The following is a 26,959-nucleotide window of genomic DNA, read 5'->3' as shown; positions in this document are numbered from 1 at the left end:
ACCCCTCCCGGACCGGCAACAATGGTGCCCATGACGGACACCCTCGCTGACCCGCATCTGCGCTTCGTCCCCGCCCCGCTCACCGGCGGCGGCGACGGGCCGCGCGACATCGTGATCCTCGGCTCGACCGGCTCCATCGGCACCCAGGCCATCGACCTGGTGCTGCGCAACCCCGACCGGTTCCGGGTGACCGCGCTGTCCGCGGCGGGCGGCCGGGTGGAGCTGCTGGCCGAGCAGGCGCACCTGCTGCGGGTCCGTACGGTGGCGGTGGCCCGCGAGGACGCGGTGCCGGCGCTGCGCGAGGCGCTGTCCGCGCGGTACGGGGCGGGGGAGCCGCTGCCGGAGATCCTCGCCGGGCCCGACGCGGCCACCGAGGTCGCCGCCTCCGCCTGCCACACCGTCCTCAACGGCATCACCGGCTCCATCGGCCTCGCGCCCACCCTCGCCGCCCTGAAGGCGGGCCGCGCGCTGGCGCTCGCCAACAAGGAGTCGCTGATCGTCGGCGGCCCGCTGGTGAAGGCCCAGGCGCGCCCCGGCCAGATCGTGCCCGTCGACTCCGAGCACTCCGCGCTCTTCCAGGGGCTGCTGGGCGGCCCCCGCAAGGAGGTGCGCAAGCTCGTCGTCACCGCCTCCGGCGGGCCGTTCCGCGGCCGTACGAAGCGGGAGCTGGCGTCCGTCACGCCGGAGCAGGCGCTCGCCCACCCCACCTGGGCGATGGGCCCGGTCATCACGATCAACTCCGCGACCCTGGTCAACAAGGGCCTGGAGGTCATCGAGGCGCACCTGCTGTACGACGTGCCCTTCGACCGCATCGAGGTCGTCGTCCATCCGCAGTCCTACATCCACTCGATGGTGGAGTTCACCGACGGTTCCACGCTGGCCCAGGCCAGCCCGCCGGACATGCGCATGCCGATCGCGCTGGGCATCGGCTGGCCCGACCGGGTTCCGGACGCCGCCCCCGGCATCGACTGGACCCGCGCCCACCAGTGGGAATTCTCGCCCCTGGACACCGAGGCGTTCCCGTCCGTGCCGCTGGCCTGCCACGTCGGCGATCTGGGCGGCACCGCGCCCGCCGTCTTCAACGCCGCCAACGAGGAATGCGTCGATGCTTTCCTCAAGGGCGGGCTGCCGTTCACAGGGATTGTCGATACGGTCGCCGAAGTGGTCGCGGAGCACGGCACGCCCGCCGGGGGAACCTCCCTGACGGTCGCGGACGTCTTGCAGGCGGAAACCTGGGCGCGCGCCCGCGCCCGTGAGCTGGCCGCCCGAGCGGCCCGTACGACATCGGAGGCCCGCGCATGACGACCTGGATGACCATTCTGGGCATAGTCGTCTTCGTCGTCGGCCTGCTCTTCTCGATCGCCTGGCACGAGCTGGGGCATCTGTCCACGGCCAAGATGTTCGGCATCCGGGTGCCGCAGTACATGGTCGGCTTCGGGCCGACGCTGTTCTCGCGGCGCAAGGGCGACACCGAATACGGCATCAAGGCCATACCGCTCGGCGGCTACATCCGCATGATCGGGATGTTCCCGCCGGGGGAGGACGGCGCCATAAGCGCCCGGTCCACCTCCCCCTGGCGCGGCATGATCGAGGACGCCCGTTCGGCGGCCTTCGAAGAGCTGCAGCCCGGTGACGAGAAGCGCCTGTTCTACACGCGCAAGCCCTGGAAGCGCGTCATCGTGATGTTCGCCGGGCCGTTCATGAACCTGGTCCTCGCGGTCGTGATCTTCATGGGGGTGCTGATGGGCTTCGGCATCAACACCCAGACCACCCAGGTCGGCTCGGTCTCGGACTGCGTCATCGCGGCCTCCGCCAAGACCGACAAGTGCACGCAGGGCGCCAAGGACTCCCCGGCCAAGGCCGCCGGGCTGCGCGCCGGTGACAAGATCGTCGAGTTCAACGGCCGGCCCGTGGCGGACTGGGGCAGCCTCCAGCAGAGCATCCGGGACACCACGGGCCCCGCGACGATCACCGTCGAACGGGACGGCAAGCGGCAGCAGCTGCACGCGAACCTGATCGAGAACAAGGTCGCCAAGACCGACGGACACGGCTCCTACGTACCGGGCGAGTACGTCACCGCGGGCTTCCTCGGCTTCACCCCGGCCACCGGCATCGTCCAGCAGTCCTTCGGGCAGTCCGTGGACCGGATGGGCAACATGGTCGAACAGGGCGTCCAGTCCCTGGTCAACCTGCCCGCCAAGGTCCCCGACCTGTGGGACGCCGCCTTCAACGGGGGCGAGCGCAAGCAGGACTCCCCGATGGGCGTGGTCGGCGCGGCCCGGGTCGGCGGCGAGGTCTTCTCGCTGAACATCCCGCCGGAGCAGCGGGTGGCGACCATGCTCTTCCTGGTCGCCGGGTTCAACCTGTCCCTCTTCCTGTTCAACATGCTCCCGCTGCTGCCGCTGGACGGCGGCCACATCGCGGGCGCCCTGTGGGAGTCGGTCCGCCGCGCCTTCGCCCGGGTCTTCCGCCGCCCCGACCCCGGCCCCTTCGACGTGGCCAAGCTCATGCCGGTCGCGTACGTGGTCGCCGGGATCTTCATCTGCTTCACGCTGCTGGTGCTGGTGGCGGACGTGGTGAATCCGGTGAAGCTGACGTAGGCACCGGGGCCCCCGCCCCGCCCACCGGCCGCTCGAACCGCGCACACGGGTGCTCCTCCGCCCCCCAACGGGGGGCGGGAGGGGTTCGATGTGCCCGCGGCAACCACCGTGCCGTAATCTCGAAGGCCGGAGCCCGCCGATCTCGGGACCTAGATCCACACCTTGGGGTTGCTCGCCAGATGACTGCCATTTCACTGGGAATGCCGGACGTACCGACCAAGCTGGCCGACCGCCGGGTCAGCCGCCAGATCCAGGTCGGTCCGGTCGCCGTGGGCGGAGACGCACCGGTCTCGGTGCAGTCGATGACGACCACGCGCACGTCCGACATCGGTGCCACGCTCCAGCAGATCGCCGAGCTGACGGCCTCCGGCTGCCAGATCGTCCGGGTCGCCTGCCCGACCCAGGACGACGCCGACGCGCTGCCGGTCATCGCGAAGAAGTCGCAGATCCCGGTCATCGCCGACATCCACTTCCAGCCGAAGTACGTGTTCGCCGCGATCGATGCCGGCTGCGCCGCGGTCCGGGTCAACCCCGGCAACATCAAGCAGTTCGACGACAAGGTCAAGGAGATCGCCAAGGCGGCCTCCGACGCGGGCACCCCCATCCGCATCGGTGTGAACGCGGGCTCCCTCGACCGCCGCCTGCTCCAGAAGTACGGCAAGGCCACGCCGGAGGCGCTGGTGGAGTCGGCTTTGTGGGAGTGCTCGCTGTTCGAGGAGCACGGTTTCCGGGACATCAAGATCTCGGTCAAGCACAACGACCCGGTCGTCATGGTCAACGCGTACCGGCAGCTGGCCGCGCAGTGCGACTATCCGCTGCACCTGGGCGTGACCGAGGCCGGTCCGGCCTTCCAGGGCACGATCAAGTCGGCCGTGGCCTTCGGCGCGCTGCTGTCGGAGGGCATCGGCGACACCATCCGGGTCTCCCTGTCGGCGCCGCCGGCCGAGGAGGTCAAGGTGGGGCTGCAGATCCTGGAGTCGCTGAACCTGCGCCCGCGCCGTCTGGAGATCGTCTCCTGCCCGTCGTGCGGCCGGGCCCAGGTGGATGTGTACAAGCTGGCCGACGAGGTGACCGCGGGCCTGGAGGGCATGGAGGTGCCGCTGCGCGTCGCGGTCATGGGCTGTGTCGTCAACGGCCCGGGCGAGGCGCGTGAGGCCGACCTCGGTGTGGCGTCCGGCAACGGCAAGGGGCAGATCTTCGTGAAGGGCGAGGTCATCAAGACCGTCCCGGAGTCGAAGATCGTGGAGACCCTCATCGAAGAGGCCATGAAGATCGCCGAGCAGATGGAGAAGGACGGCGTGACGTCCGGCGAGCCCACGATCTCCGTCGCCGGCTGACCCGTACGACCCCGTAGGACCCGGCGCCCCGCGCGCCCCACGAGCCCCGCCACCGGACGACACCGGTGGCGGGGCTCGATGCGTAAACCGCGTCAGGAGCGGTACCCGCAGCGAATCCGCTGCTCGCGCCGCCGGGGAGGTAAAGTTCCAGGACCCGCAGTTGCCTGGCCTCCCAGGCCCGTAAAGGTGAGGCTTTCCGACACGTGCTGACCACCACGACCACCAAGGTGCTGGAGCCCGGGGAGCTCGACGACGCGCTGGCGGTGCTGGACCGCGACCCCGTCGCCAACGCGTTCGTCGCCGCGCGGGTGCAGGTCGCCGGGCTCGACCCGTGGCGCCTCGGCGGCGAGATGTGGGGCTGGTACGCGGACGGCCGCCTGGAGTCGCTGTGCTACGCGGGCGCCAACCTCGTCCCCATCTGCGCCACTCCCGAGGCGGTGCGCGGCTTCGCCGAACGGGCCCGCCGCCAGGGACGCCGCTGCTCCTCCATCGTCGGCCCGGCCGGACCCACCGCCGACCTGTGGTCCCTCCTGGAACCGGCCTGGGGCCCGGCCCGCGAGGTCCGCGCCCACCAGCCGCTGATGGTCACGTCCTCCTTCGCCACCGAGGTCGAACCCGACCCGTACGTCCGGCGCGTCGGCAAGCACGAGATGGACCTGATCATGCCCGCGTGCGTGGCGATGTTCACCGAGGAGGTCGGCATCTCGCCGCTGGCCGGCGACGGCGGACTGCTCTACCAGGCGCGCGTCGCCGAGCTGGTCGGCGCCGGGCGGTCGTTCGCCCGGGTCGACGACGGCAAGGTCGTCTTCAAGGCCGAGATCGGCGCCGCCACGCCCCGGGCCTGCCAGATCCAGGGCGTCTGGGTCGCGCCCGAGTACCGCGGCAAGGGCCTCTCCGAGACGGGCATGGCCGCGGTGCTGCGCCACGCCCTCACCGAGGTCGCGCCGGTCGCCTCGCTGTACGTGAACGACTTCAACACGGCGGCGCGGGCCGCGTACCGGCGGGTCGGCTTCCGGGAGACCGGCGCCTTCATGAGCGTGCTCTTCTGACCCGCGCGAACGGGCTCCTGCGAGCCGTCCGCGCCTTCGGCGGCCGGATGCCGCCCCACTCGGGCCGTCCCGCCGATCGTCTTACGCCCCGGCGCCTTGTACGCTCCCGACCATGGATGACGTCGCGGTCGGCCCCCTGGATCTCGCTGTCCGCGTGGACGACGCCCTCGCCGTGCAGGCGCTCGCCTTCGGGCTCACCGACGACGAGATCGGCGTCCGCCGCCACATCGTCCTGCGCCATCTGACCAGCCCCGGCGCCCGCGCCCTCGGCGCCACCACGCCCGGCGGACGGCTGGTCGGCTTCGTCTACGGCATGCCCAACAGCCGCACGCACTGGTGGTCCACGGTCGTCGAGCCGTATCTGCGCGCCCGCGGCCTGGACCACTGGCTCGACGACTCCTTCGTGATCACCGAGCTGCATGTGCTGCCCGCCTTCCAGAACCGGCGCATCGGCCGCCAACTGATCACCCGCATCACGGACGAGGCCGTCGAACCGCGCAGCATCCTGTCCGCCATCGACACCGACAGCCCGGCCCGCGGCCTCTACCGCGCCCTCGGCTACCAGGACCTGGCCCGCCGCGTCCTGTTCCCGAGCGCCCCGCTCCCGTACGCGGTCATGGGCGCGCCGCTGCCGCTCAAGCGCTGAGGAGCGCGCCGCGCGGCGCCGCGGCCGGGCGCGGGCGCCCATCCCATTTCCGTGGGGCGTGCCCCTCCGGATAACCTCGCGGCAGTCACCTTTCTTACGCAGGAGAATCACCATGGCCCAGGTCCAGCGCATGTCCCGATTGATGATCAAGACGCTGCGCGACGACCCGGCCGACGCCGAGACCGCCAGCCACAAGCTGCTCGTGCGCGCCGGCTACGTCCGCCGCACCGCCGCCGGCATCTGGACCTGGCTGCCGCTGGGCAAGAAGGTGCTGGAGAACGTCTCGCGGATCGTGCGCGAGGAGATGGACGCCATCGGCGCCCAGGAGGTCCTGCTCCCGGCGCTGCTGCCCAAGGAGCCCTACGAGACCTCCCAGCGCTGGGAGGAGTACGGCGACCTGCTGTTCCGCCTCAAGGACCGCAAGGGCGCCGAGTACCTGCTCGGGCCCACCCACGAGGAGATCTTCACCCTCACCGTGAAGGACCAGTGCACGTCCTACAAGGACCTGCCGGTGATGCTGTACCAGATCCAGACCAAGTACCGGGACGAGGCGCGCCCCCGCTCCGGCGTGCTGCGCGGCCGCGAGTTCCAGATGAAGGACTCGTACAGCTTCGACACCAGCGACGAGGGCCTGGCGGAGTCGTACCGCCTGCACCGCGAGGCGTACCAGAAGATCTTCCGGCGCCTCGGCCTGGACTACCGCATCGTCTCCGCCGTCTCCGGCGCCATGGGCGGCTCGGCCTCCGAGGAGTTCCTGGCCCCCGCCGCGGCCGGCGAGGACACCTTCGTGGACTGCCCGGCCTGCGACTACGCGGCCAACACGGAGGCCGTCACGGTCAAGGTCGAGCCCTCGGACGCCGCCGGCGTCGGCCCGATGGAGGAGCTGGACACCCCCGACACCCCGACCATCGAGACGCTCGCCGAGCACCTGGGCATCCCGGCCTCCGCCACTCTCAAGAACCTCCTCGTCAAGGTGGACGGCGAGATCGTCGCGGTGGGCGTCCCGGGCGACCGCGAGGTGGACCTCGGCAAGCTGGGCGAGCACCTGGCCCCGGCCACGGTCGAGCTGGTCACCGCCGAGGACTTCACCGACCGCCCGGACCTGGTCCGCGGCTACGTCGGCCCGCAGGGCCTGGCCGGCAAGTCCTTCAAGTACCTCGCCGACCCGCGGGTCGCCCCCGGCACCGCCTGGGTGACCGGCGCCAACAAGGACGGCAAGCACACCCGCAACGTCGTCGCGGGCCGCGACTTCGAGGTCGACGAGTACCTGGACGTCGTGGTGGTCGAGCCGGGCGACCCCTGCCCCGAGTGCGGCGCCGGCCTGCGCATCGACCGGGCGATCGAAATCGGCCACATCTTCCAGCTGGGCCGCAAGTACGCGGACGCCTTCGAGCTGGACGTGCTCGGCCAGAACGGCAAGCCGGTGCGGGTCACGATGGGCTCGTACGGCATCGGCGTCTCCCGCGCCGTCGCCGCCCTCGCCGAGCAGACCTGCGACGAGTCCGGCCTGTGCTGGCCGCGCGAGGTGGCCCCGGCCGACGTGCACGTGGTCGCCGCGGGCAAGGCCAAGCAGACCGAGCTGGCCCTGGAGGTCGGCGACAAGCTGGGCGCCGCGGGGCTGCGCGTCCTGGTGGACGACCGGGCCGGTGTCTCGCCGGGCGTGAAGTTCACCGACGCCGAGCTGCTGGGCGTCCCGACGATCCTGGTCGCGGGCCGCCGCGCGGCCGAGGGCGTCGTCGAGCTGAAGGACCGCCGTACGGGCGAGCGCGAGGAGCTGACGGTCGAGGAGGCCGTGGCCCGGCTCAGCGCCTGACGGACACGAAGCGGCCGGGGGCCGGGCAGGCCGGGAAACCGGTCCTGCCCGGCCCCCCGGCCGTCTGCCCGCTTCCGAAGCCGTCCGCCTGGAGCCGTCCACCCGAAGCCGTCCGCCTCTGGAGCCGCCGCCTCTAAAGCCAGGTGGCGAACTCCAGCAGCAGCTCACCGCGCTGCTCGTCCCCGCCCGGCGTCGTCAGCTCGCGCACCCCCGCGTCCACCGCGCGGTACAGCGTCCAACTGCGCAGCCGGTCCCGGTCCACGTCCAGGGAGTCCGCCAGCTTGGCCACCCGGCGGCGGGCCGCCGACGCGGCCCCCGAACCGGCCGCCAGGTCCTCGAAGCGGTCCAGCACCAGCCAGGCCAGGTCGTACGCCCGCTCGCCGACCACCGGCGACGGGCCCACCGCCAGCCACGGCGCCCGCCCCCCGGCCAGCACCTTGCCCTGCCGGAACGCGCCGTGCAGCAGCACCTCCTCGGGCGCGTCGGCGGGCAGCGCCCGGCGCAGCTCCAGGCACTCGTCCAGCAGCGGCCCCGCGGCCGGCGTCGTCGCCGCGCGAGCCCGCAGCTCCTCGACGGCCTCCTCCGTACGGCCCGCCAGCGTCGCGAAGGGACGGTCCCCGGCCGGCGCCACCCACAGCCGCCGTACCGTGCCCGCCGCCTCCAGCAGCGCCTTCGCCTCCGGGAGCGAGCGCAGGGTCACCGTGCCCCGCAGCCGCTCCAGGAGCAGCGCACCGCTGTCCGCGTCGGCGCGCAGCAGCCGGGCCGCGCCCCAGCCGTCCCACTGCTCCAGCGCCGCGCCCTCGTGCGCCGGCGCGTGGCCGGGCGCGGGGAGTTTCAGCGCGGCAGGGGTGCCGTCGGCCTGCCGTACGTACGCGAGCAGGCTGCTGCGCCCGCCCGGCTCGTGCACCCGCTCCAGCGTCAGCTCCCAGGCGTCCAGCCGCTGCTGTACGAGGCCGGGCAGCGCGTCGAGCCAGGCACCGGCCGGGCCGTCCGGATCGCCGCCGAGCGCGCTCACCAGCCGTTGCGGCGGTTCGATGGGTGCCGTAGCCATGCCTGTGCTGTCCCTTTCGGTGGAGTGCTGGACGCGGTGGGCCCGGGGTCTGCCGTCCGTTCGCCCGAACGGCGGGAATCCGACGGCGGGTCCCGGGCGCGGGCGGTGCGTCAGTGCCCGGCCGCGGCGGCGCCGGACGGGGCGCCGGTGCCCTGGGCCCGCTCGGCGAGCCCAGGGAAGGCTACGCCGCTGCCGCGCCAGCGCACCGCCCGCACCGCGGCCTCCCGCAGCGCCCCGGCCGCGTCGCGGCGCCGCGACGCGCCGCCGGCCCGTACGAGATCGGCGTACACGGCCGCCACCCGGTCCTCCAACTCCGCCGCCAGCCGCACGGCGGCCGCCGCGTCCGGCACCGGGAAGGGCAGCTCGTACGCGGCCGCGGCGGCCTGCGGCGTGCCGCCCAGGTCACGTACGCCGCGCCGGAGCGCGTCCCGGCGCGCGCGGTGCGCGTCGTACCCCTCCCGCGCTTCCTCGCGCCGGTCGGCGCCGATCCGGCCGCCGACCACGCCGTAGCCGTAGACGGCGGCGTGCTCGGCCGCCAGCGCCGCCTGGAGCGCCTTCAGCTCGGCACCGCGCGCGCCGTCGGCCGTCGCCGCCGCGCCCGCCGCCCTGGATGTCAGCATCGCCGTACCCCTTCCGCGGCCGGGCCCGGGCCCGGCCTGTCGCCCGTGATGAGTGCCACCGCCGCCGTGGCGCGCCTCACGCGCCGTCCTCCGTGAGCAGGTACGCGTGCGCCGCGCCCGCCGCCGCCACCGACGCCAGCAGCCTGGCCAGCTCCGGCGGCGCGCTCACCAGGGCCGCGGCCCGGGCGTCGGCGGTACGCCGCTCCGCCGCGGCGAGGTCCGCGCGCGCCTGCTTCCCGTCCGGCGGCACGGCGGGCGCGGAGGCCGAGGCCGGGGCGGACGGCGTGCCGGACGCGCCCGTACGGGGCGCCGTGGACGCGGTGGCCGACGCGGACGGCGCGGGGGCAGCCCCGCCGAACGCCGCGGCGTGGCGGGCCACTTCGGCGCGCAGCGGCCGCAGCCGCTCGCCCAGCCCGGGGTGTGCGGCGAGCGTCGCGTCGTAGTGCGCGAGCAGCGCGGCGCTGTCCCGCGCGGCCTGCCCGCGCAGCCGGGCGGCGGCCGCCGCGTCCGCGTCCTGCCCGCCCCCGCCGGGCCCGGAATCCTCCGAGCAGCCGGTGAGCAGCAGTGCGGCGCCGCCGAGCACGGAGCCGGCCAGCAAGGTCCTCCTGCGCGTGAGCGCGACGTTGTGCACGTGTGACTTCCCGGGGTCTTCGGTGGGCGCGGCCGTAGTGATCACCGCAGGCGAGGGTATCCGTGCTCCGCCACCGAATCGTCAGTACCCCGCCGGAACAGCTAGGCTTTGACCCGACACGCGACCTTCCCACAACAGCACACGCGGCCGAGGAGTCACCCGGATGAGCACCACCCAGAGCGAGAGGCTGCGCGGACTGCTTGAACCGCTGGTCGCCGCGCGAGACCTGGATCTGGAAGAGATCGAGGTGACCCCGGCCGGAAAGCGGCGTGTGCTGAGGATCGTGGTCGACTCCGACGACGGCGTGCAGCTCGACGAGTGCGCCGAGCTCAGCCGCGAGGCGTCGCAGGTCCTGGACGACACCGACGCCATGGGCGGCGCCCCGTACACGCTGGAGGTCACCTCCCCCGGAGCCGACCGCCCGCTGACCGAGCCGCGGCACTACCGCCGCGCCGTCGGCCGCCTCGTCAAGGCTCAACTCCACGAGGGCGGCGAGCTGGTGGCACGCATCATCGCCGTGGACGACGAGGGCCTGGACCTGGAGGTCCCGGGCGTCAAGGGCCGCAAGCCCACCGCCCGCCGGGTCGCCTTCGCCGAGATCGCCAAGGCGCGCGTGGAGATCGAGTTCAACCGCAAGCAGGACAAGGGGCGCGACGACCGCGCCGAGCAGCACGACGAGAGCCAGGAGGAGGCGTAGCCGTGGACATCGACATGAGTGCCCTGCGGGGTCTGGTACGGGAGAAGGAGATCTCGTTCGACCTGCTGGTCGCCGCGATCGAGTCGGCCCTCCTCATCGCGTACCACCGCACCGAGGGAAGCCGCCGCCACGCACGGGTGGAGCTGAACCGCGACACCGGCCATGTGACGGTGTGGGCCAAGGAGGACCCGGCCGACCTCGAAGAGGGCGCCGAGCCCCGCGAGTTCGACGACACCCCGTCGGGTTTCGGCCGGATCGCGGCGACCACCGCCAAGCAGGTCATCCTGCAGCGGCTGCGGGACGCCGAGGAGGAGATCACCTTCGGCGAGTACGCCGGACGGGAGGGCGACGTCGTCATGGGCGTCGTCCAGCAGGGCCGGGACCCCAAGAACGTCCTGGTCGACATCGGCAAGCTGGAGGCCATCCTGCCGGTGCAGGAGCAGGTCCCCGGCGAGGAGTACGCGCACGGCACGCGGCTGCGCTCGTACGTGGTCCGGGTCGTCAAGGGCGTGCGCGGCCCGTCCGTGACGCTCTCGCGCACCCACCCCAATCTGGTGAAGAAGCTCTTCGCCATGGAGGTGCCGGAGATCGCCGACGGTTCGGTGGAGATCGCGGCCATCGCCCGTGAGGCGGGTCACCGCACCAAGATCGCCGTACGGTCCACCCGCTCCGGGCTGAACGCCAAGGGCGCCTGCATCGGCCCGATGGGCGGCCGGGTGCGCGCGGTCATGGCCGAGCTGCACGGCGAGAAGATCGACATCGTCGACTGGTCGGACGACCCGGCCGAGCTGGTGGCGCACGCCCTGTCGCCCGCCCGGGTCAGCAAGGTCGAGGTGGTCGACCTGGCGGCGCGCTCCGCCCGGGTGACCGTCCCCGATTACCAGCTGTCGCTGGCCATCGGCAAGGAAGGGCAGAACGCCCGCCTCGCCGCGCGGCTCACCGGCTGGCGGATCGACATCCGCCCGGACACCGACCAGGGTGGCGACCAGGGCTGATCCCGAACTGCCGGCGGGCGCGGGGCACCACCCGCGCCCGCCGGCGGTCCGGAGCACGTCAGGGTGCGGCCGCAGCCGAAAATCGGTGGCGGCCCACCGGAATTTTGAGCGACCGTTCGGGCATTACCCCGTAGGGGTGAGTCCGTCACGGGGAGGTAGACTTAAGCAGTGTCTGGCCGGACGCATGCCCGCGCATGCCCTGAGCGCACCTGTGTGGGGTGCCGGGAGCGAGCGGCCAAGGGCGATCTGCTGCGCATCGTGGCGATCGAGGGCGAGTGCGTCCCCGATCCTCGCGGTACGCTGCCCGGCCGGGGTGCTTATGTGCACCCGACACGGGTCTGTCTCGACCTGGCGGTCCGCCGCCGGGTCTTCCCCCGGGCCTTCCGGGGCCGGGGACCGTTCGATGCGACGGCCTTGCGCCGCTTCGTCGAACGGGCGCATGTTGATCAAGCCGCACCGGTTGATCAGGCAACACCGTAAGAAAGCACAGCGCACGGAAAACCGTGCGGTCAGGTACCTCGCGAGTCGGAAGTAGGTCGAGATTGCGATGAGCACTCGATGAGTACGCGATGAGTACGCCCATGAAGTAGCGACGGTCCGGTGGACACCCGGACCTAGAAGGAGCGAAGTGGCTAAGGTCCGGGTATACGAACTCGCCAAGGAGTTCGGAGTGGAGAGCAAGGTCGTCATGGCCAAGCTCCAAGAACTTGGTGAATTCGTCCGTTCGGCGTCCTCGACGATCGAGGCGCCGGTTGTTCGTAAGCTGACCGACGCTTTCCAGGCGGGCAACGGCAACGGCCGTGCCGCCGGCAAGCCCGCGGCGCCGCGCAAGAGCGCGCCCGCAAAGCCCGCGCCGTCCCCGGCGCAGGCCGCACGTCCCGCCGCCCCGAAGCCGGGTGGCGCCCCCAAGCCGGGCCCCGCGGCCCCGGCGCCGGCCGCCCCCGAGGCGCCCAAGTCCCAGGCCCCGGCGGCTCCCGCCGAGTCCTCGAAGCCGGCCCCGACCCCGGGTCCGCGTCCCACGCCGGGCCCCAAGGCCCCGGCGCCCAAGCCTGCGCCGGCCGCGCCCGCGCAGCCCGAGTTCCAGGCCCCGCCGTCGGCGCCGGCCCCGAAGCCCGGCACCCCCGGCCCGCGTCCGGCCCGTCCGCAGGGCGGCCAGGGCGGCCAGGGCCGTGGCAACGCGCCGCGCCCCGGCGCCGAGCGTCCCGGCCCGCGTCCCGGCGGCAACCGTCCGTCCGGCCCGCGTCCGGGCAACAACCCCTTCACCTCCGGCGGCTCGACCGGCATGGCCCGCCCGCAGGCCCCCCGTCCCGGCGGCGCGCCGCGCCCCGGCGGCCAGGGTGCCCCCGGCGGCCCCCGTCCGCAGGGCGGCCAGGGTGGCCAGGGCGGTCCCCGTCCGCAGGCTCCCGGCGGCGCCCGTCCGACCCCGGGCGGCATGCCCCGTCCGCAGGGCGCCGGCCAGGGCGGCCCGCGTCCCGGCGGCGGTAACCGGCCCAACCCGGGCATGATGCCGAAGAGCCCGGCCGCCGGCCCGCGTCCGGGCCCCGGCGGCGGTCGTCCCGGCGGTGCCGGCCGTCCCGGCGGCGGCGGTCGCCCGGGTGGCGGCGGCTTCGCCGGCCGTCCCGGCGGCGGTGGCCGACCGGGCGGTGGCGGCGGCTTCGGCGGCCGTCCCGGTGGCGGCGGTCCCGGTGGCGGTGGCGGCGGCTTCGGCGGTCGTCCCGGCTTCGGCGGCCGTCCGGGTGGTCCCGGTGGCCGTGGCGGCACGCAGGGTGCCTTCGGCCGTCCCGGCGGTCCCGCGCGCCGCGGCCGCAAGTCGAAGCGGCAGCGCCGTCAGGAGTACGAGGCCATGCAGGCCCCGTCGGTGGGCGGCGTCATGCTGCCCCGCGGCAACGGTGCGACGGTCCGCCTGTCGCGCGGTGCCTCGCTGACCGACTTCGCCGAGAAGATCAACGCCAACCCGGCGTCGCTCGTCCAGGTCATGCTGAACCTGGGTGAGATGGTCACCGCGACGCAGTCCGTCTCCGACGAGACGCTCACGCTCCTCGGCGAGGAGATGAACTACGTCGTCGAGATCGTCAGCCCGGAGGAGGAGGACCGCGAGCTGCTGGAGTCCTTCGACATCGAGTTCGGCGAGAACGAGGGCGGCGAGGAGATGCTCGTCTCCCGTCCGCCGGTGGTGACCGTCATGGGTCACGTCGACCACGGCAAGACCCGGCTGCTCGACGCGATCCGCAAGACGAACGTCATCGCGGGCGAGGCCGGCGGCATCACCCAGCACATCGGTGCCTACCAGGTCGCGACCGAGGTCAACGACGAAGAGCGGCGCATCACCTTCATCGACACCCCGGGTCACGAGGCGTTCACCGCCATGCGTGCCCGCGGTGCCAAGTCGACCGACATCGCGATCCTCGTGGTGGCGGCCAACGACGGTGTGATGCCGCAGACGATCGAGGCCCTGAACCACGCCAAGGCGGCCGACGTGCCGATCGTGGTCGCGGTCAACAAGATCGACGTCGAGGGCGCGGACCCGACCAAGGTGCGCGGCCAGCTGACCGAGTACGGCCTGGTGGCCGAGGAGTACGGCGGCGACACGATGTTCGTCGACATCTCCGCCCGCCAGGGCCAGAACATCGACCAGCTGCTGGAGGCCGTGGTCCTGACCGCGGACGCGGCGCTCGACCTGCGCGCCAACCCGGAGCAGGACGCCCAGGGCATCGCGATCGAGGCCCACCTCGACCGCGGCCGCGGCGCCGTGGCGACCGTCCTGGTCCAGCGCGGCACGCTGCGCGTCGGTGACACGATGGTGGCCGGCGACGCGTACGGCCGCGTCCGGGCGATGCTCGACGACAAGGGCAACAACGTCGAGGAAGCGGGTCCGTCGACCCCCGTCCTGGTCCTGGGTCTGACCAACGTCCCGGGCGCCGGCGACAACTTCCTGGTCGTCGACGAGGACCGCACGGCCCGCCAGATCGCCGAGAAGCGCGCCGCCCGTGAGCGCAACGCCGCGTTCGCCAAGCGCACCCGCCGGGTGTCGCTGGAGGACCTGGACAAGGTGCTCAAGGCCGGCGAGGTCCAGCAGCTCAACCTCATCATCAAGGGCGACGCGTCCGGTTCGGTCGAGGCCCTGGAGTCCTCGCTGCTCCAGCTCGACGTCGGCGAGGAGGTCGACATCCGGGTCCTGCACCGCGGCGTCGGTGCGGTCACGGAGTCCGACATCAACCTGGCGTCCGGCTCCGACGCGATCGTGATCGGCTTCAACGTCCGCGCCGAAGGCCGCGCGACGCAGATGGCCGAGCGCGAGGGCGTGGACGTGCGCTACTACTCGGTCATCTACCAGGCGATCGAGGAGATCGAGGCGGCCCTCAAGGGCATGCTCAAGCCGGAGTACGAAGAGGTCGAGCTCGGTACGGCGGAGATCCGCGAGGTCTTCAAGTCGTCCAAGCTGGGCAACATCGCGGGTGTCATCATCCGCTCCGGCGAGGTCAAGCGGAACACCAAGGCCCGCCTGGTCCGCGACGGCAAGGTCATCGCGGAGAACCTCAACATCGAGGGTCTGCGCCGCTTCAAGGACGACGTCACCGAGATCCGCGAAGGCTTCGAGGGCGGTATCAACCTCGGCAACTTCAACGACATCAAGGTCGACGACGTCATCGCGACGTACGAGATGCGCGAGAAGCCGCGCGGCTGATCGCAGGCAGTACCGCCCGCGTAACCCGGTCCGCCCCACGGGTGGGCCGGGTGGCGGGCGGATCCGGGGCCGGTCGGCGGATATTTCCGTCGATCGGCCCCGGCCGTTGCGTGTACGGTTCGGATGGCTCGTACATCTGGCATCTAGTGCCCCACGGGTGGCCTTACCCGCACCGCATGTACGTAGGGACGCTGTCCTTCGACCTCCTCCTCGGCGACGTACGGTCGCTGAAGGAGAAGCGCTCCGTCGTCCGCCCGATCGTCGCCGAACTGCACCGCAAGTACGCGGTCAGCGTGGCGGAGGTCGGGGAACAGGACCTCTACCGCCGGGCCCGGATCGGGCTGGCGGTGGTGTCCGGGGACCCGGGGCACCTCACAGACGTACTGGACCGCTGCGAGCGCATGGTCGCCGCACGGCCCGAAGTGGAGCTGCTGTCGGTACGCCGGCGGCTCCACGGCGACGATGACGACTGAGCGGGTCGTCGGCGCCACGAGCACCATGGTGAAAGACACAGAAGGAGACGGACCAGTGGCCGACAATGCGCGGGCGAAGAAGCTGGCGGACCTCATCCGGGAGGTGGTCGCCCAGAAGCTGCAGCGCGGCATCAAGGACCCGCGGCTGGGCTCGCACGTGACCATCACGGACACCCGGGTCACCGGCGACCTGCGGGAGGCGACGGTCTTCTACACGGTCTACGGCGACGACGAGGACCGGGCCAGCGCGGCGGCCGGGCTGGAGAGCGCCAAGGGCATCCTGCGCTCCGAGGTCGGCCGGGCGGCGGGCGTGAAGTTCACGCCGACCCTCACGTTCGTCGCGGACGCGCTGCCGGAGAACGCCAAGACGATCGAGGACCTGCTCGACAAGGCACGGGCCTCGGACGCCAAGGTGCGCGAGGCGTCCTCGGGCGCCACGTACGCGGGCGAGGCGGACCCGTACCGCAAGCCGGGCGACGAGGACGAGGACACCACGGCGTAATGAAGCGGGAGAACACCGGCGCGCGGCGCGTGGAGCGCACCCGCGCCAAGCAGGGGGCGCCGGACGGCCTGGTCATCGTCGACAAGCCGGCCGGCTTCACCTCGCACGACGTGGTGGCCAAGATGCGGGGCATGGCCCGCACCCGCCGCGTCGGGCACGCCGGCACGCTCGACCCGATGGCGACCGGCGTGCTCGTCCTGGGCATCGAGCGCGCCACGAAGCTGCTCGGACACCTCGCGCTGACCGAGAAGGAGTACGTCGGCACCGTCCGCCTGGGCCAGACCTCGGTCACCGACGACGCCGAGGGCGAGATCACCGCGTCCACGGCCGCGCACGGTCTGGACCGGGCGGCGATCGACGCGGGCGTGGCCACGCTGACCGGCGAGATCATGCAGGTCCCGTCCAAGGTCAGCGCCATCAAGATCGACGGGAAGCGGTCCTACGCGCGGGTCCGCAAGGGCGAGGACGTGGAGATACCGGCCCGGCCGGTGACGGTCTCCTCGTTCGTCGTCTACTCCGCCGAGGAGACCGAGGCCGAGGACGGCACCCCCGTCACCGACCTGCTGGTCTCGGTGGAGTGCTCCTCCGGTACGTACATCCGGGCGCTCGCCCGCGACCTGGGGGAGGCGCTCGGCGTCGGCGGCCACCTGACCGCGCTGCGGCGCACCCGGGTCGGCCCGTACAAGCTCGACCGGGCCCGCACCCTGGAGCAGCTCCAGGAGTCCGTGGACGACGAGACGGGCGGCGGGCTGCCGGTCATGCCGATCGGCGAGGCGGCGGCCGCGGCCTTCCCGCGCTGGGACGTCACGGTGGACCAGGCACGGCTGCTGACCAACGGGGTGCGCATCCCGATGCCGCGGTTCGACGGGGCGGCCGGCCGGCCCGCCGCGGCGTTCGCGCCGGACGGGACGTTCCTGGCGCTGCTGGAGAACCAGGGCGGCCGGGCGAAGAGCCTGGCGGTCTTCGCGCCGTAAGGGGGACCCGGGACGGGCCGTTACGGGCCCGGGGCAGTACGACGGGCGGTGCCGTGCACATGGCGCCGCCCGTCGCCGTACCACCCCGGGCGGGGACCCGCCAGGGCGCGGGCGGTGGCCCCGCGCTCCGGCGCACGGGTGAAACGCGGGCCGCGGCGGCCGGCCGGGCGCCGCCGGGTGCCGCACTCCACAGAAGCGAGGCGACCCTTCCCGCGAACCGGTGCACGCGGCATGGCAGTCTTAGACCTGCGTAAGGCCGAGGGTGCCCGGATCCGACCGGGTTCTTCCGGCGCAGTGACGGACGAGAGTTCTGGCGAGGAGCGGGCACAGTGCAGCGCTGGCGTGGCTTGGAGGACATCCCCGAGGGCTGGGGACGCAGCGTCGTCACCATCGGCTCCTACGACGGAGTGCACCGCGGGCACCAGCTGATCATCGGCAAGACGGTGGCGCGCGCCCGGGAACTGGGCGTGCCGGCCGTGGTGGTCACCTTCGACCCGCACCCCAGCGAGGTGGTGCGGCCGGGCACCCACCCGCCGCTGCTGGCCCCGCACGAGCGGCGCGCGGAGCTGATGGCGGGCCTCGGTGTGGACGCCGTGCTGATCCTGCCGTTCACCAAGGAGTTCTCGAAGCTGGCCCCGGCCGACTTCGTGGTCAAGGTCCTGGTCGACAAGCTGCACGCGAAGCTGGTCGTCGAGGGGCCGAACTTCCGCTTCGGGCACAAGGCCGCGGGCACCGTGGACACCCTCGCCGAGCTGGGCGGCACCTATGACTACGAGGTCGAGGTGGTGGACCTGTTCGAGCGGGGCACGGCGGGCGGCGGCGAGCCGTTCTCCTCGACCCTGACCCGCCGGCTGGTCGCCGAGGGCGACGTCGCGGGCGCGGCGGAGGTCCTGGGACGGCCGCACCGCGTCGAGGGCGTGGTGGTACGCGGCGCCCAGCGCGGCCGGGAGCTGGGCTACCCGACGGCGAACGTGGAGACCCTGCCGCACACCGCGATCCCCGCGGACGGCGTGTACGCGGGCTATCTGCACGCGGCCGGCGAGAAGATGCCCGCCGCCATCTCGGTGGGCACCAACCCGCAGTTCGACGGCACCGCCCGGACCGTCGAGGCGTACGCCATCGACCGCGTCGGGCTGGACCTGTACGGCCTGCACGTCGCGGTCGACTTCACCGCGTACATCCGCGGCCAGGAGAAGTTCGAGACGCTCGACGGGCTGCTGGAGCGGATGGCGGTGGACGTGAAGGAAGCGCGCGAGCTGATCGCCTCGGCCGGGGGCTGACGGACGGCAGGCGGTGGCGTCCGTCAGCGGGCGCCACGACATACGGGAAGAGGCCCGGCACTCGGGGGAGTGCCGGGCCTCGTCGTGTGCGCCGCCGGGCCCCGGACGTCCGGAGCCCGGCGGCAGCCGCTGCTACTGCGGCGGAGGCTGCTGCGTCCAGCCCGGCTGGAGACCGGGCTGGCCGGGCATCTGCGGCGCGTCCGGGGGCGGCTGCTGCCAGCCGGCCGGCGGCTGCTGGGCCTGCGGCTGCTGGGGGTGCTGGGGCTGCTGTGTCCACCCGCCCTGCTGCGGCGGGTACCCGGCGGGCGGCTGGCCCTGCGCCTCCTGGCCCGGCTGCGCGTAACCCTGCTGGCCGTACTGCTGCCCGTACTGCTGGGCGTTCGGGTCGCCCGGCATCTGCTGCTGGGCAGCGGGGTCGTTCCATACGCCCTGCGCCTGCTGGGCCCGGGAGAAGTCCTCGGCGACCAGCGCGGCCAGGTTGAAGTACGCCTCGCGGGTCTTCGGGCGCATCATGTCCAGATCGACCTCGGCACCGGCGGCCAGGTGCTCGTCGAAGGGGACCACGACCACACCGCGGCACCGGGTCTCGAAGTGCGACACGATGTCGTCGATCTTGATCATCTTGCCGGTCTCGCGGACCCCGGAGATCACCGTGATGCCGCGCTGGACCAGGTCGGCGTAGCCGTGCGCGGACAGCCAGTCCAGCGTGGTGCTGGCGCTGCTCGCGCCGTCCACCGACGGCGTGGAGATGATGATCAGCTGGTCGGCGAGGTCCAGCACCCCGCGCATCGCGCTGTAGAGCAGGCCCGTGCCCGAGTCGGTGAGGATGATCGGGTACTGCTTGCCGAGGACGTCGATCGCCCGCCGGTAGTCGTCGTCGTTGAACGTCGTCGAGACGGCCGGGTCCACGTCGTTGGCCAGGATCTCCAGGCCGGACGGCGCCTGCGAGGTGAACCGGCGGATGTCCATGTAGCTGTGCAGCTGCGGGATCGCCTGCACCAGGTCACGGATGGTCGCGCCGGTCTCCCGGCGGACCCGGCGGCCGAGCGTGCCGGCGTCCGGGTTCGCGTCGATGGCCAGGATCTTGTCCTGGCGCTCGGCGGCGAGCGTGGCGCCCAGCGAGGTCGTCGTCGTGGTCTTGCCGACGCCGCCCTTGAGGCTGATGACCGCGATCCGGTAGCAGGAGAGCACCGGCGTACGGATCAGCTCCAGCTTGCGCTGGCGCTCCTGCTCCTCCTTCTTCGCACCCAGCTTGAAGCGCGAGGGCTGCGCCTTGGCGCTCGACTTCTTCTTGGGCTGGTTGCGCAGCAGCCGGTCCGAGGTCAGCTCGACGGCGGCGCTGTAGCCCAGGGGCGCGCCGGGGGCGGCCCGCTGCTGCGGCTGCTGCTGGCCCGGCGGTGAGTACTGGGCGTAGTTGGCAGCGGCGTTGGGGTCGGTTCCCTGGACGGGGGTGGGGGTTTGCGGCTGCTGCTGAGGCTGCGGCTGCTGCGGTTGCTGTTGTTGTGGGACCTGGGCTTGGGCCTGCTGGGGCTGGGCCTGATGCGGTGTCTGCTGCTGCGGCGGCTGGGGCTGTTGGGCCTGCGGCTGCTGTGCCTGCTGCTGCGGGTAGCCGGGGTACTGCTGCTGAGCGGGCGCGCCCTGTTGCGGGTAGCCCTGGGCGGCCTGCGGGTAGCCGTATCCACCCTGCTGCTGCGGATAGCCGTACGCGGGCTGCTGCTGGGCCTGCGGGGGTGCCTGCTGCGGCGTCTGCTGCTGAGGCTGGGCCTGTTGCGGGTAGCCATAACCGCCTTGCGCGGCAGCGGAGTTGAGGTCGGTCTGCTGCGGCGCCGGGGCGGCCTGCTGGGGCTGCGGATACCCGTACGCGGGCTGCGGGTAGCCGTACGCGGGCTGCTGCTGGGCCTGTACCGGTGTCTGCTGCTGTGGCGGCTGGGGCTGTTGGGCCTGCGGCTGCTGTGCCTGCTGCTGGGGGTAGCCGGGGTACTGCTGTTGTTGCTGCTGGGGCTGTGCTTGCGCATACCCCTGCTGCTGGGTCTGCGGAGCCTGCTGCTGGTACGGCTGCTGCTGAGCCTGAGCCGCATGCGGGTCCGCAGGCTGGTACTCCGGAGGCAGCGGCGGCAGATTCGCAGGCGCACCTGCCTGCTGCCCGGCGGCAGCACCCCAAGGCGCACCCTGCTGGGGCGCCTGCTGCTGGGGAACCTGCTGCGGCTGCGGGGCCTGCTGAGGCTGGGACTGGGGCTCCGGCTGCTGCGCGTCAGGTGCGGGCTGCTGCTGTACAGGGGGCTGCTGTGCGGGCACCTGCTGTACGGGTGCCTGCTGCGCGGCGACCGGTGCCTCGGCCTCCGGAGCCGGCTGAGGCGTGAACTCCGGAGCGGGCGCTTCGGCTTCGGCGGGGACGCCCGACTGCGCCGCGGCGTCCGCCTGCGGCTCGTCGGCGGCCGGTGCTTCCTCGGCCGGGGCGGTCTCCACCGGAGCGGGCGCGGGGGCCGGTTCGGGCTCCGGCTCGGGTTCCGGGTCGTCGTCCCACAGCGACGCCGACGGGTCGATGCCGCTGCCGGACCGTACGTTCCCGGAGGAGGGCGCCTCGGACGACGGCGCCTCCGCGGGCTCCGGGGACTCGGCGGGTGCCTCCGGCGCCGCTTCGGCCACGGGCGCTGGCGGCGCCGGGGGAGTCACGGGAGCCGTCGGCGCGGGCGCGGGCGCGGGCGCGACGGGCGCGGGTGCGACCGGCGGCGTGGTGGGCGCGGGCGCCGGGGCGGCGTCGGCGTCGGGCCGCAGCGTCGGGAACCCGGGCGGCGCGGCAGGCAGCATCGACGCGCCCTGCTGGGGCTGCTGCGGGGCGCTCTGGGCGGGCCCCGCCTGCGACGGCCCGGTCAGCGGCGCGCCGGTGGGCGGCGTGGAAGGCGTGGCGGCGGGAGGTGTCGAAGCGGCGGGCGCCGTGGAGGCGCCGCCGCTGGTGTCATTGCTGGCGTACCAGGCCGGAGCCGCAAAATCGATCTTGAATTCACCCGTCAGATCGAACTCGGACTGGTCGTCGTCAGGATCGTTCCCGTCCGGACGGAAAGCCTCCTGCTCCCTCACTGTGCCTCCTGGTGTACTGAAACGCACCTGAACGGCAGGACCGGATACAGGCGGATCAATCGGATGTAGCGGACGTCGGACCACACCACCCCGGGTAGCGCCAACACTAACTGTCTCCATCCCCGTATCGGCAGCCGTCGGTGTGCCCCTGCGGCTCTCCAATACAGCCTAATCAACAGTCGGCCTCGAACGGCAGTCGATGTCATCTCGTCTTGGCAACCCCCGGCGCACCACCGGTCACACCCGTCGGCGCGCCGTCCGCCGCAGGTCCGGCCGGCTCGGTCACGGGGGCGTGGGCAGGTACGCCAACACGAGGGCGCGGGCCCGCGGCCACCCCATGAGGGGCCCGCGGACGCCCGCGCCGTACGTGTGAGTGCCCCCGCCGGGGCGTCAGTCCATCCGGCGCGGCTGGCCGAGCAGCTGCGTCTCCGCGTCGGTGGGCTGCGTCATCACGAACTCGTGGCTGTCGCGCGTGCACCAGAGCATCGCGTTGTCGCTGAGCGTCGGCAGCACCTGTCCTATCTGCGCGGGCAGCCGCATGGTGCGCGTCACCACCTCGGCCTCCTCCGGCGACAGCCGCTGGAGGCACACCAGGTCGGCGCGGGACATCATCTGCGGCGACCGCGGCCCCAGGAAGGGCAGTACGGTCAGCGTGGTCTGCCAGGGGCTCGGCGCCAGCTGGTTGCGCGGCGGGCGCGCGCCCATGTCCCGTACGACCAGGACCGGGCTGGACACCGACGGCCCCTGCGGCGCGATCTGCCGTACGTCGTGCACCGAGACGCACTGCTGCCCGCCGCCCGCGGCCTGCGCCATCTGCGCCCAGGCCGGCGGCCGCGCGGTCTCGACGGCGACCCGCGCGCCGGTGGCGACCGTACGCAGCGCCAGCACCTGCGCCAGCCACATGCTGCCCACCAGCACCACTTCGAGCGGGCCGGGACGCAGCAGGCTCAGCACCGCGGGGCGGTTCTGCGGGTCGATGCCGACGATGACGCCGTCCTCGGCGACCGGCAGCGTCAACGACGCGAGCGACTCGGCGGTGAGCACGTGCGGACTGCGCCGCGGGCCGCGCAGGCCGAAGCCCGGCTGCGGGCGCGGCCCGGTGGGCGCCGCCTGCCGCTCGTCGGGACGGGGCTCGTGCGAGAGCCGCGGCCCGCCGCCCGAGGGCGCGCCGCCGATGGGGGGATTGCGCCAGCCGTCGCTGCTCGGGGTGGCGCGGGGCTGGTAGGTGGGCGTCGCCATCAGCGGGTACCTCCGAGGGGGAGCGTGGCCAGGAGGCCGGGGAGCTGCTCGCGGTCCAGCCGTACGAGCCCGACCTTCACCGAGCCGGAACGGCGCTCCAACTCGCTCTGCGCGGCGGTCAGTTCGTTCTCGCTGCGGGTCGAGAGGCGGACGTAGCCCGAGATGGCGGGCGCCCGGCCGCTGCCGTGCGAGGCGGTCAGCGCGAAGGTGCTCGCCATCGCCGGGGTGCTGGTCAGCAGCTGGACGATGCCCGCCAGCGGCGTGCCGCCCCGGCCGAGCTGGGGCCAGCGGCCGATCCAGTACGTGGTGTGCCAGCGGTCGTCGCAGCGCATCGCGCGCACCGTCTCCTGGGTGCGGCGCGCGGCGCGGCCGTCGCGGCCCATCGCGCCGTTCGCGGCCCGCGGGCTGACGCACACCGCGGTGCCGACCGCGGCCACCACCTCGCGCTCGGCGAGCACCCGGGCCCGTACCCCGTGCGCGGAGAGCCGGCTGACGAGCTGGTCGGCGGCGCGCAGCAGCGACCGCTGGGCGCCGTCGATGCCGCCGCCGCGCGCCTCGATGGCCTCGGCGCACAGCTCCGGGTCCAGCTTGAGCGCGATCCAGGTCAGCTGCAGGGCCGGCGTCTTGGTCTGCGCCTGGAGCGGCGCGTAGGAGCGGGCGGCGACGGCCTGTTCGGGCAGGTGCGGGGCGGGCGCGGGCTGGGTGTACTGCACGAACTGCACCGATTCGAGGTGGATGTCCTCCACGTCCAGCGCGGTGTGCAGCACATCCATCGGCAGCGGGCGGCTGCCGCTCTGCGGGCGCAGCGGCTCGTCGCGGCCCTCCACCTGGACGATCGCGGTCAGGAACGTACCGTCCCCGACAAAGCCGATCGCCCGCTGCTCCGCGTCGGTGTACTCGTACGTACGCAGCGCCGGGTCGCACTCCACCAGCGGCGCGAAGGCCGGGTCCACGCCGCCGGCGGCGCCGGCCGGACCGCTCTGCTTGGCCCGGCGCTTCATCGCCCGTACCGTCGTGATCCACTCCGGCAGCGGGACGCGCCGGCGCCGGCCGAGGGCGAAGACGACGAGGACGGCCGCCACCACCGCGGCGACGGTCAGGGCGACGGGGTGGATCGTCCAGCCCACCAGCACCAGCGCCGCGGCGATCTCGATGAGCGCGAGCTGCTGCACGCGGACGCCGCCGATGCTGCCCGCCTGCGCGCGCAGCCGGGGCGCCACCGGACCGGCCGGCCGGTCCGCACCACCACCCCGGCTCCCATTTCCTCCATTGCCCGGAGCTATACCGTTTTGGCCCGCATTTCCCGCGTATTGCGGCGCGGCGGAAGGCTGTTGCTGCTGTTGCCGTCCATTGCGGCGTCGAGCCCTGGTGGCGCTGGACATCCCCCGGCCTGCTCCTCTACTGATGATGTGGCTCCGAGCATTGTGCCTCTGAGCGGTATGTCTTCCCGGCCTCAGTACCGTCGTCGAGACTGGTGCGCCGGAAGGTGGCACCCGTACCGTACGGGTCGATCGACACACGGCATAGTAGAGGGCGCTGCGGCCTGAGTGCCGGGGGCGGTCCACGGTGGATCCGACAGGCGGGGAGAGAAAGCAACAATGGCATCACGTCGGGACGAGCTGAATGCGTATTCGTTCGCTCGAAAGCGGACGACTGCGGCATTTCTGAAGCCGCTGCCGAACGGCTCGATCGAGAGTGCGCCGCGACCTCTCAAGGCCGTGCTCCCGAGCATCCTGCTCGGCCTGGTCGTGACCGTGGGCTTCGGCGCCTGCGGCATCCTCAAGCCGGTCGCCCCGAAGGGCTGGGACACCCCCGCCCAAAACGTCATCGTCGGCGACAAGTCCACCACCCGGTATGTCGTCCTGAACAGCAAGGGCGAAAACGGCAGCACCCAGAAACTCCTGCACCCGATCCTCAACCTGGCCTCCGCGAAACTCCTGCTGAACCCGAAGAAGTTTCAGGTCGTAAAGGTGAAGGAAGAGGAACTCGACGGAAAAATCCCGCACGGCCCCGCAATCGGAATCCCGTACGCCCCCGACCGCCTCCCCACCGCCAAGGAGGCCGGCACCCCGAAGGTCTGGGCGGTCTGCGACCGCCCGGGCAGCGGCGAGAACAGCAAGTCGCAGCAGGCGGTGTTCGTCCTGGGCGGCAAGGACAAGGCACGGGTGGAGAACCAGGGGAAGCTGGATCTGCATCAGGCGCTGTACGTCCAGGACCCGCAGGGAGAGAAGTACCTGGTCGACGAGAACGGCGTGGCCTTCAAGTTCGACGCGCTCGGCGGCAAGGCCCCCTCGCCTGCGGTCAAGGAGCAGCAGGACGACAAGCTGCGCCAGGTCATCTTCGGGGACGCACAGCCGCAGCAGGTGACCTCCGAATGGATGAACACCCTCATCAAGAGCCAGACGCCGCTCATCATGCCGCGGGTGGACAAGGCCGGCACGCGCACGCCCGTCGAGGGCGTGCCGGCCAAGTACAGCGTCATCGGCAACGTCCTGAAGGCCGGTGACAACCAGAAGTACGTGGTGACCGCCGACGGCCTGGAGAAGGTTTCGAACTTCATGGCCAAGCTCCTGCTGGAGGGGCCGAACGCGACCGCCGTCAACAAGGGCGGCGACAAGATGGAGGCGATCTCGGTCTCCACCGACAGCATCACCCCGAAGCGTGACGACAAGGACCAGGTCGTCCAGTTCATGTCAGAGGTTCCGGGCACGGCGCTGTGGCCCTCCGAGGCTGTCACCATGGCCAACGCCGCGGCGACGCGGCGCAGCCCCGGCATCGGCGACTCGGGCAAGGGCGCGGACGTCGCCTGCAGCGTCTACCACGGCACCAGCACGGAGTACGCGAACGGCGCGAGCAAGGCGCTCGGTTTCGACGGCGCCGTACCGAAGATGACCACCTGGGTCGGCAAGGACTACCCGGCCGCCATCGCCTCCGGTTCGGCTTCGTACGTAACGCCTGGCAGCGGCCTGCTGTACCAGCAGGTGACGGGCAATGCCAAGGAAGGCCCGCTCTTCCTGGTGACCGACACCGGGCTGCGTTATTCGGTGCCGCGCAGCAACGACAGCGCCACCAAGGCGGGCAATGCCGAGAAGGAGCGCGACCAGGCGCAGATCCACCTCGGATACGAGAGCGTGCACCCGCCGACGGTCGACAAGGCGTGGTCACAGCTGCTGTCCGAAGGGCCTTCGCTGGACGTCGACAGCGCCAAGAAGCCACAGAGCTCCTGACCCCGACACTCTCACTTCTTCTTCACATCCGTGGGTGCCGCTGCACCGGCAGCGCTGACCGAAAGAAATGCATCTGTCCGTTTCCATCAAATCGGCATTCCCGGTCGGACAGTTGGCTTTGTTGTGATCCCGTCACAACCGCCCACCCGCTGTTGGGGGCGGGCGTATGGAGTGGTTAAAGTGGCGGGAGGCGTCGACAGAAGATGCCGACCGGGGGCTGACTTCACGCGCGCCCCCGGTACGACGTACGAGTCTCATGGGGGACGTTGACTTATGGCAGGTCAGCAGTTCACAACCACTGAGGAGGAGATGGTCGCATTCAGCGGCCGTATCGCCTCCGTCAACCAGTCGATCCAGGGCGAGATCTCTCGTCTGAACGGGGTCGTCGAGGGCATCACGTCTGGGTGGAAGGGTGCTGCGGCCTCCTCGTACCACCAGCTGCAGTCTCAGGTCAATGACGACGCCAACCGCCTGAACCAGCTGCTGAACGAGATCAAGGAAGCGATCGACGCCACCACGAAGAACTACGTGGCCTCGGAAGAGGAGCAGGCCCAGTCGATGTCCCACGTCTCCGCGCAGGCCTCGCCCTTCGGATGACGGGACCGCGCCGCCCACCGCGGCGCGCCCACTTCGCCGTAGCGCACACCGGCCCACCGCCTCGGCGGCTCCGGGCCGGCCGTTCTGCCGCGGCGTGTGAATCGACCAGATCAACTCCCTGAGGAGACCATATGTCCGGCCAGATCCTCGTCAATTTCGCGACGATCTCCCAGGCCGCCTCCGACGTGCGCGGAACGGCCAACAACATCCGTACCCAGCTCGACGACCTCGAGTCGGGCGTCAAGAAGATCGCCGCCAGCTGGGAAGGTTCCGCGCAGGAGGGCTACCAGGCCCGTCAGCGCGAGTGGGACCAGCGCGCCGCTTCCCTGCACTCGACGTTGGAAGCCATCGCCAAGGCCCTGGACCAGGCCGCTCAGAACTACCAGAGCACCGAGTCCAAGAACGCGCAGATCTGGAGCTGACCCGTGGCTGTCGACAGACAGCCACGGCACAACGGCTGAGCAG

General features: G+C 72.4%; 23 protein-coding genes. 17 read left to right on the top strand and 6 right to left on the bottom strand.

The genetic code is table 11. The features are described from left to right. The first annotated feature begins 30 nt into the window (after window positions 1-30). From dxr to CP973_RS31045, 6 genes are all read left to right on the top strand, one after another. A complete protein-coding gene (gene dxr / locus CP973_RS31070; protein ID WP_150247177.1) occupies window positions 31-1,302 on the top strand; it encodes a 1-deoxy-D-xylulose-5-phosphate reductoisomerase in 1,272 nt (423 codons plus the stop codon). Then, window positions 1,299-2,600: a M50 family metallopeptidase gene (locus CP973_RS31065; protein ID WP_150247176.1), complete on the top strand. Its 1,302-nt coding sequence runs from the start codon at window positions 1,299-1,301 to the stop codon at window positions 2,598-2,600. The genes dxr and CP973_RS31065 overlap by 4 nt, the downstream gene beginning before the upstream one ends. A 179-nt stretch (window positions 2,601-2,779) precedes the next feature. Further along, entirely contained in the window at window positions 2,780-3,937 is a 1,158-nt protein-coding gene (gene ispG, locus CP973_RS31060) for a flavodoxin-dependent (E)-4-hydroxy-3-methylbut-2-enyl-diphosphate synthase (RefSeq protein WP_150247175.1), read from the top strand. Window positions 3,938-4,140: 203 nt separating this feature from the next. Continuing rightward, entirely contained in the window at window positions 4,141-4,986 is an 846-nt protein-coding gene (locus CP973_RS31055) for a GNAT family N-acetyltransferase (RefSeq protein WP_150247174.1), read from the top strand. 112 nt (window positions 4,987-5,098) lie between these two features. Continuing rightward, window positions 5,099-5,632 (top strand): GNAT family N-acetyltransferase, encoded by a 534-nt coding sequence (locus CP973_RS31050; protein WP_150247173.1) that lies wholly within the window; start codon window positions 5,099-5,101, stop codon window positions 5,630-5,632. Between the two features lie 112 nt (window positions 5,633-5,744). After that, entirely contained in the window at window positions 5,745-7,445 is a 1,701-nt protein-coding gene (locus CP973_RS31045) for a proline--tRNA ligase (protein ID WP_150247172.1), read from the top strand. 133 nt (window positions 7,446-7,578) lie between these two features. On the opposite strand, the gene CP973_RS31040 is transcribed toward CP973_RS31045, so the two are convergent. The 3 genes from CP973_RS31040 to CP973_RS31030 all read right to left on the bottom strand — a co-directional run bounded on the left by CP973_RS31040 (window position 7,579) and on the right by CP973_RS31030 (window position 9,792). Next, window positions 7,579-8,496 carry an aminoglycoside phosphotransferase family protein gene (locus CP973_RS31040; protein WP_150247171.1) on the bottom strand — a complete coding sequence of 306 codons (918 nt, stop codon included), beginning with the start codon at window positions 8,494-8,496 and terminating at the stop codon, window positions 7,579-7,581. 110 nt (window positions 8,497-8,606) lie between these two features. Continuing rightward, complete coding sequence (locus tag CP973_RS31035; RefSeq protein ID WP_150247170.1) at window positions 8,607-9,116, bottom strand: ferritin-like domain-containing protein; 510 nt, start codon at window positions 9,114-9,116, stop codon at window positions 8,607-8,609. A 76-nt stretch (window positions 9,117-9,192) separates the two neighbouring features. Further along, window positions 9,193-9,792, bottom strand: coding sequence for a hypothetical protein (locus CP973_RS31030; RefSeq protein WP_425282037.1), 600 nt, complete (start codon window positions 9,790-9,792; stop codon window positions 9,193-9,195). 118 nt (window positions 9,793-9,910) lie between these two features. Here CP973_RS31030 and rimP point away from each other — a divergent pair, with 118 nt between their 5' ends. From rimP to CP973_RS30990, 8 genes are all read left to right on the top strand, one after another. Next, a complete protein-coding gene (gene rimP, locus CP973_RS31025; protein WP_150247169.1) occupies window positions 9,911-10,444 on the top strand; it encodes a ribosome maturation factor RimP in 534 nt (177 codons plus the stop codon). Window positions 10,445-10,446: 2 nt separating this feature from the next. Next, window positions 10,447-11,439 carry a transcription termination factor NusA gene (nusA, locus tag CP973_RS31020; protein WP_150247168.1) on the top strand — a complete coding sequence of 331 codons (993 nt, stop codon included), beginning with the start codon at window positions 10,447-10,449 and terminating at the stop codon, window positions 11,437-11,439. Window positions 11,440-11,607: 168 nt separating this feature from the next. Then, window positions 11,608-11,919 (top strand): YlxR family protein, encoded by a 312-nt coding sequence (locus CP973_RS31015; protein WP_003987416.1) that lies wholly within the window; start codon window positions 11,608-11,610, stop codon window positions 11,917-11,919. Between the two features lie 148 nt (window positions 11,920-12,067). After that, the gene (gene infB / locus CP973_RS31010) at window positions 12,068-15,124 is read left to right on the top strand and encodes a translation initiation factor IF-2 (RefSeq protein WP_150247167.1); all 3,057 of its coding nucleotides are present in this window, start codon (window positions 12,068-12,070) and stop codon (window positions 15,122-15,124) included. A 176-nt stretch (window positions 15,125-15,300) separates the two neighbouring features. Then, window positions 15,301-15,597 carry a DUF503 domain-containing protein gene (locus tag CP973_RS31005; RefSeq protein ID WP_150247166.1) on the top strand — a complete coding sequence of 99 codons (297 nt, stop codon included), beginning with the start codon at window positions 15,301-15,303 and terminating at the stop codon, window positions 15,595-15,597. Window positions 15,598-15,652: 55 nt separating this feature from the next. Next, window positions 15,653-16,099, top strand: coding sequence for a 30S ribosome-binding factor RbfA (rbfA, locus tag CP973_RS31000; RefSeq protein WP_030373876.1), 447 nt, complete (start codon window positions 15,653-15,655; stop codon window positions 16,097-16,099). Continuing rightward, complete coding sequence (gene truB, locus CP973_RS30995; protein ID WP_150247165.1) at window positions 16,099-17,073, top strand: tRNA pseudouridine(55) synthase TruB; 975 nt, start codon at window positions 16,099-16,101, stop codon at window positions 17,071-17,073. The genes rbfA and truB overlap by 1 nt, the downstream gene beginning before the upstream one ends. 329 nt (window positions 17,074-17,402) lie before the next feature. Continuing rightward, window positions 17,403-18,353, top strand: a complete 951-nt coding sequence (locus CP973_RS30990) for a bifunctional riboflavin kinase/FAD synthetase (RefSeq protein ID WP_150247164.1) — start codon at window positions 17,403-17,405, stop codon at window positions 18,351-18,353. Window positions 18,354-18,485: 132 nt separating this feature from the next. On the opposite strand, the gene CP973_RS30985 is transcribed toward CP973_RS30990, so the two are convergent. From CP973_RS30985 to eccE, 3 genes are all read right to left on the bottom strand, one after another. After that, complete coding sequence (locus CP973_RS30985) at window positions 18,486-21,431, bottom strand: SCO5717 family growth-regulating ATPase (RefSeq protein WP_244410131.1); 2,946 nt, start codon at window positions 21,429-21,431, stop codon at window positions 18,486-18,488. Window positions 21,432-21,821: 390 nt separating this feature from the next. Next, a complete protein-coding gene (locus tag CP973_RS30980) occupies window positions 21,822-22,670 on the bottom strand; it encodes a hypothetical protein (RefSeq protein WP_150247162.1) in 849 nt (282 codons plus the stop codon). Then, complete coding sequence (gene eccE, locus CP973_RS30975; RefSeq protein ID WP_150247161.1) at window positions 22,670-23,890, bottom strand: type VII secretion protein EccE; 1,221 nt, start codon at window positions 23,888-23,890, stop codon at window positions 22,670-22,672. The genes CP973_RS30980 and eccE overlap by 1 nt, the downstream gene beginning before the upstream one ends. A gap of 378 nt (window positions 23,891-24,268) precedes the next feature. Between eccE and CP973_RS30970 the strand changes: the two genes are divergently transcribed. From CP973_RS30970 to CP973_RS30960, 3 genes are all read left to right on the top strand, one after another. After that, on the top strand, window positions 24,269-25,897 hold the full coding sequence (locus tag CP973_RS30970) for a type VII secretion protein EccB (RefSeq protein ID WP_150247160.1): 1,629 nt from the start codon (window positions 24,269-24,271) through the stop codon (window positions 25,895-25,897). Window positions 25,898-26,170: 273 nt separating this feature from the next. Beyond that, window positions 26,171-26,494 carry a WXG100 family type VII secretion target gene (locus CP973_RS30965; RefSeq protein ID WP_150247159.1) on the top strand — a complete coding sequence of 108 codons (324 nt, stop codon included), beginning with the start codon at window positions 26,171-26,173 and terminating at the stop codon, window positions 26,492-26,494. Window positions 26,495-26,625: 131 nt separating this feature from the next. Then, window positions 26,626-26,916 carry a WXG100 family type VII secretion target gene (locus tag CP973_RS30960; protein ID WP_003982686.1) on the top strand — a complete coding sequence of 97 codons (291 nt, stop codon included), beginning with the start codon at window positions 26,626-26,628 and terminating at the stop codon, window positions 26,914-26,916. Window positions 26,917-26,959: the final 43 nt, after the last annotated feature.

It is taken from the genome of Streptomyces albofaciens JCM 4342 (assembly GCF_008634025.1).
GTDB classification, from domain to species: Bacteria; Actinomycetota; Actinomycetes; order Streptomycetales; family Streptomycetaceae; genus Streptomyces; species Streptomyces albofaciens.
This window is presented reverse-complemented; position numbering and strand designations above follow the sequence as displayed.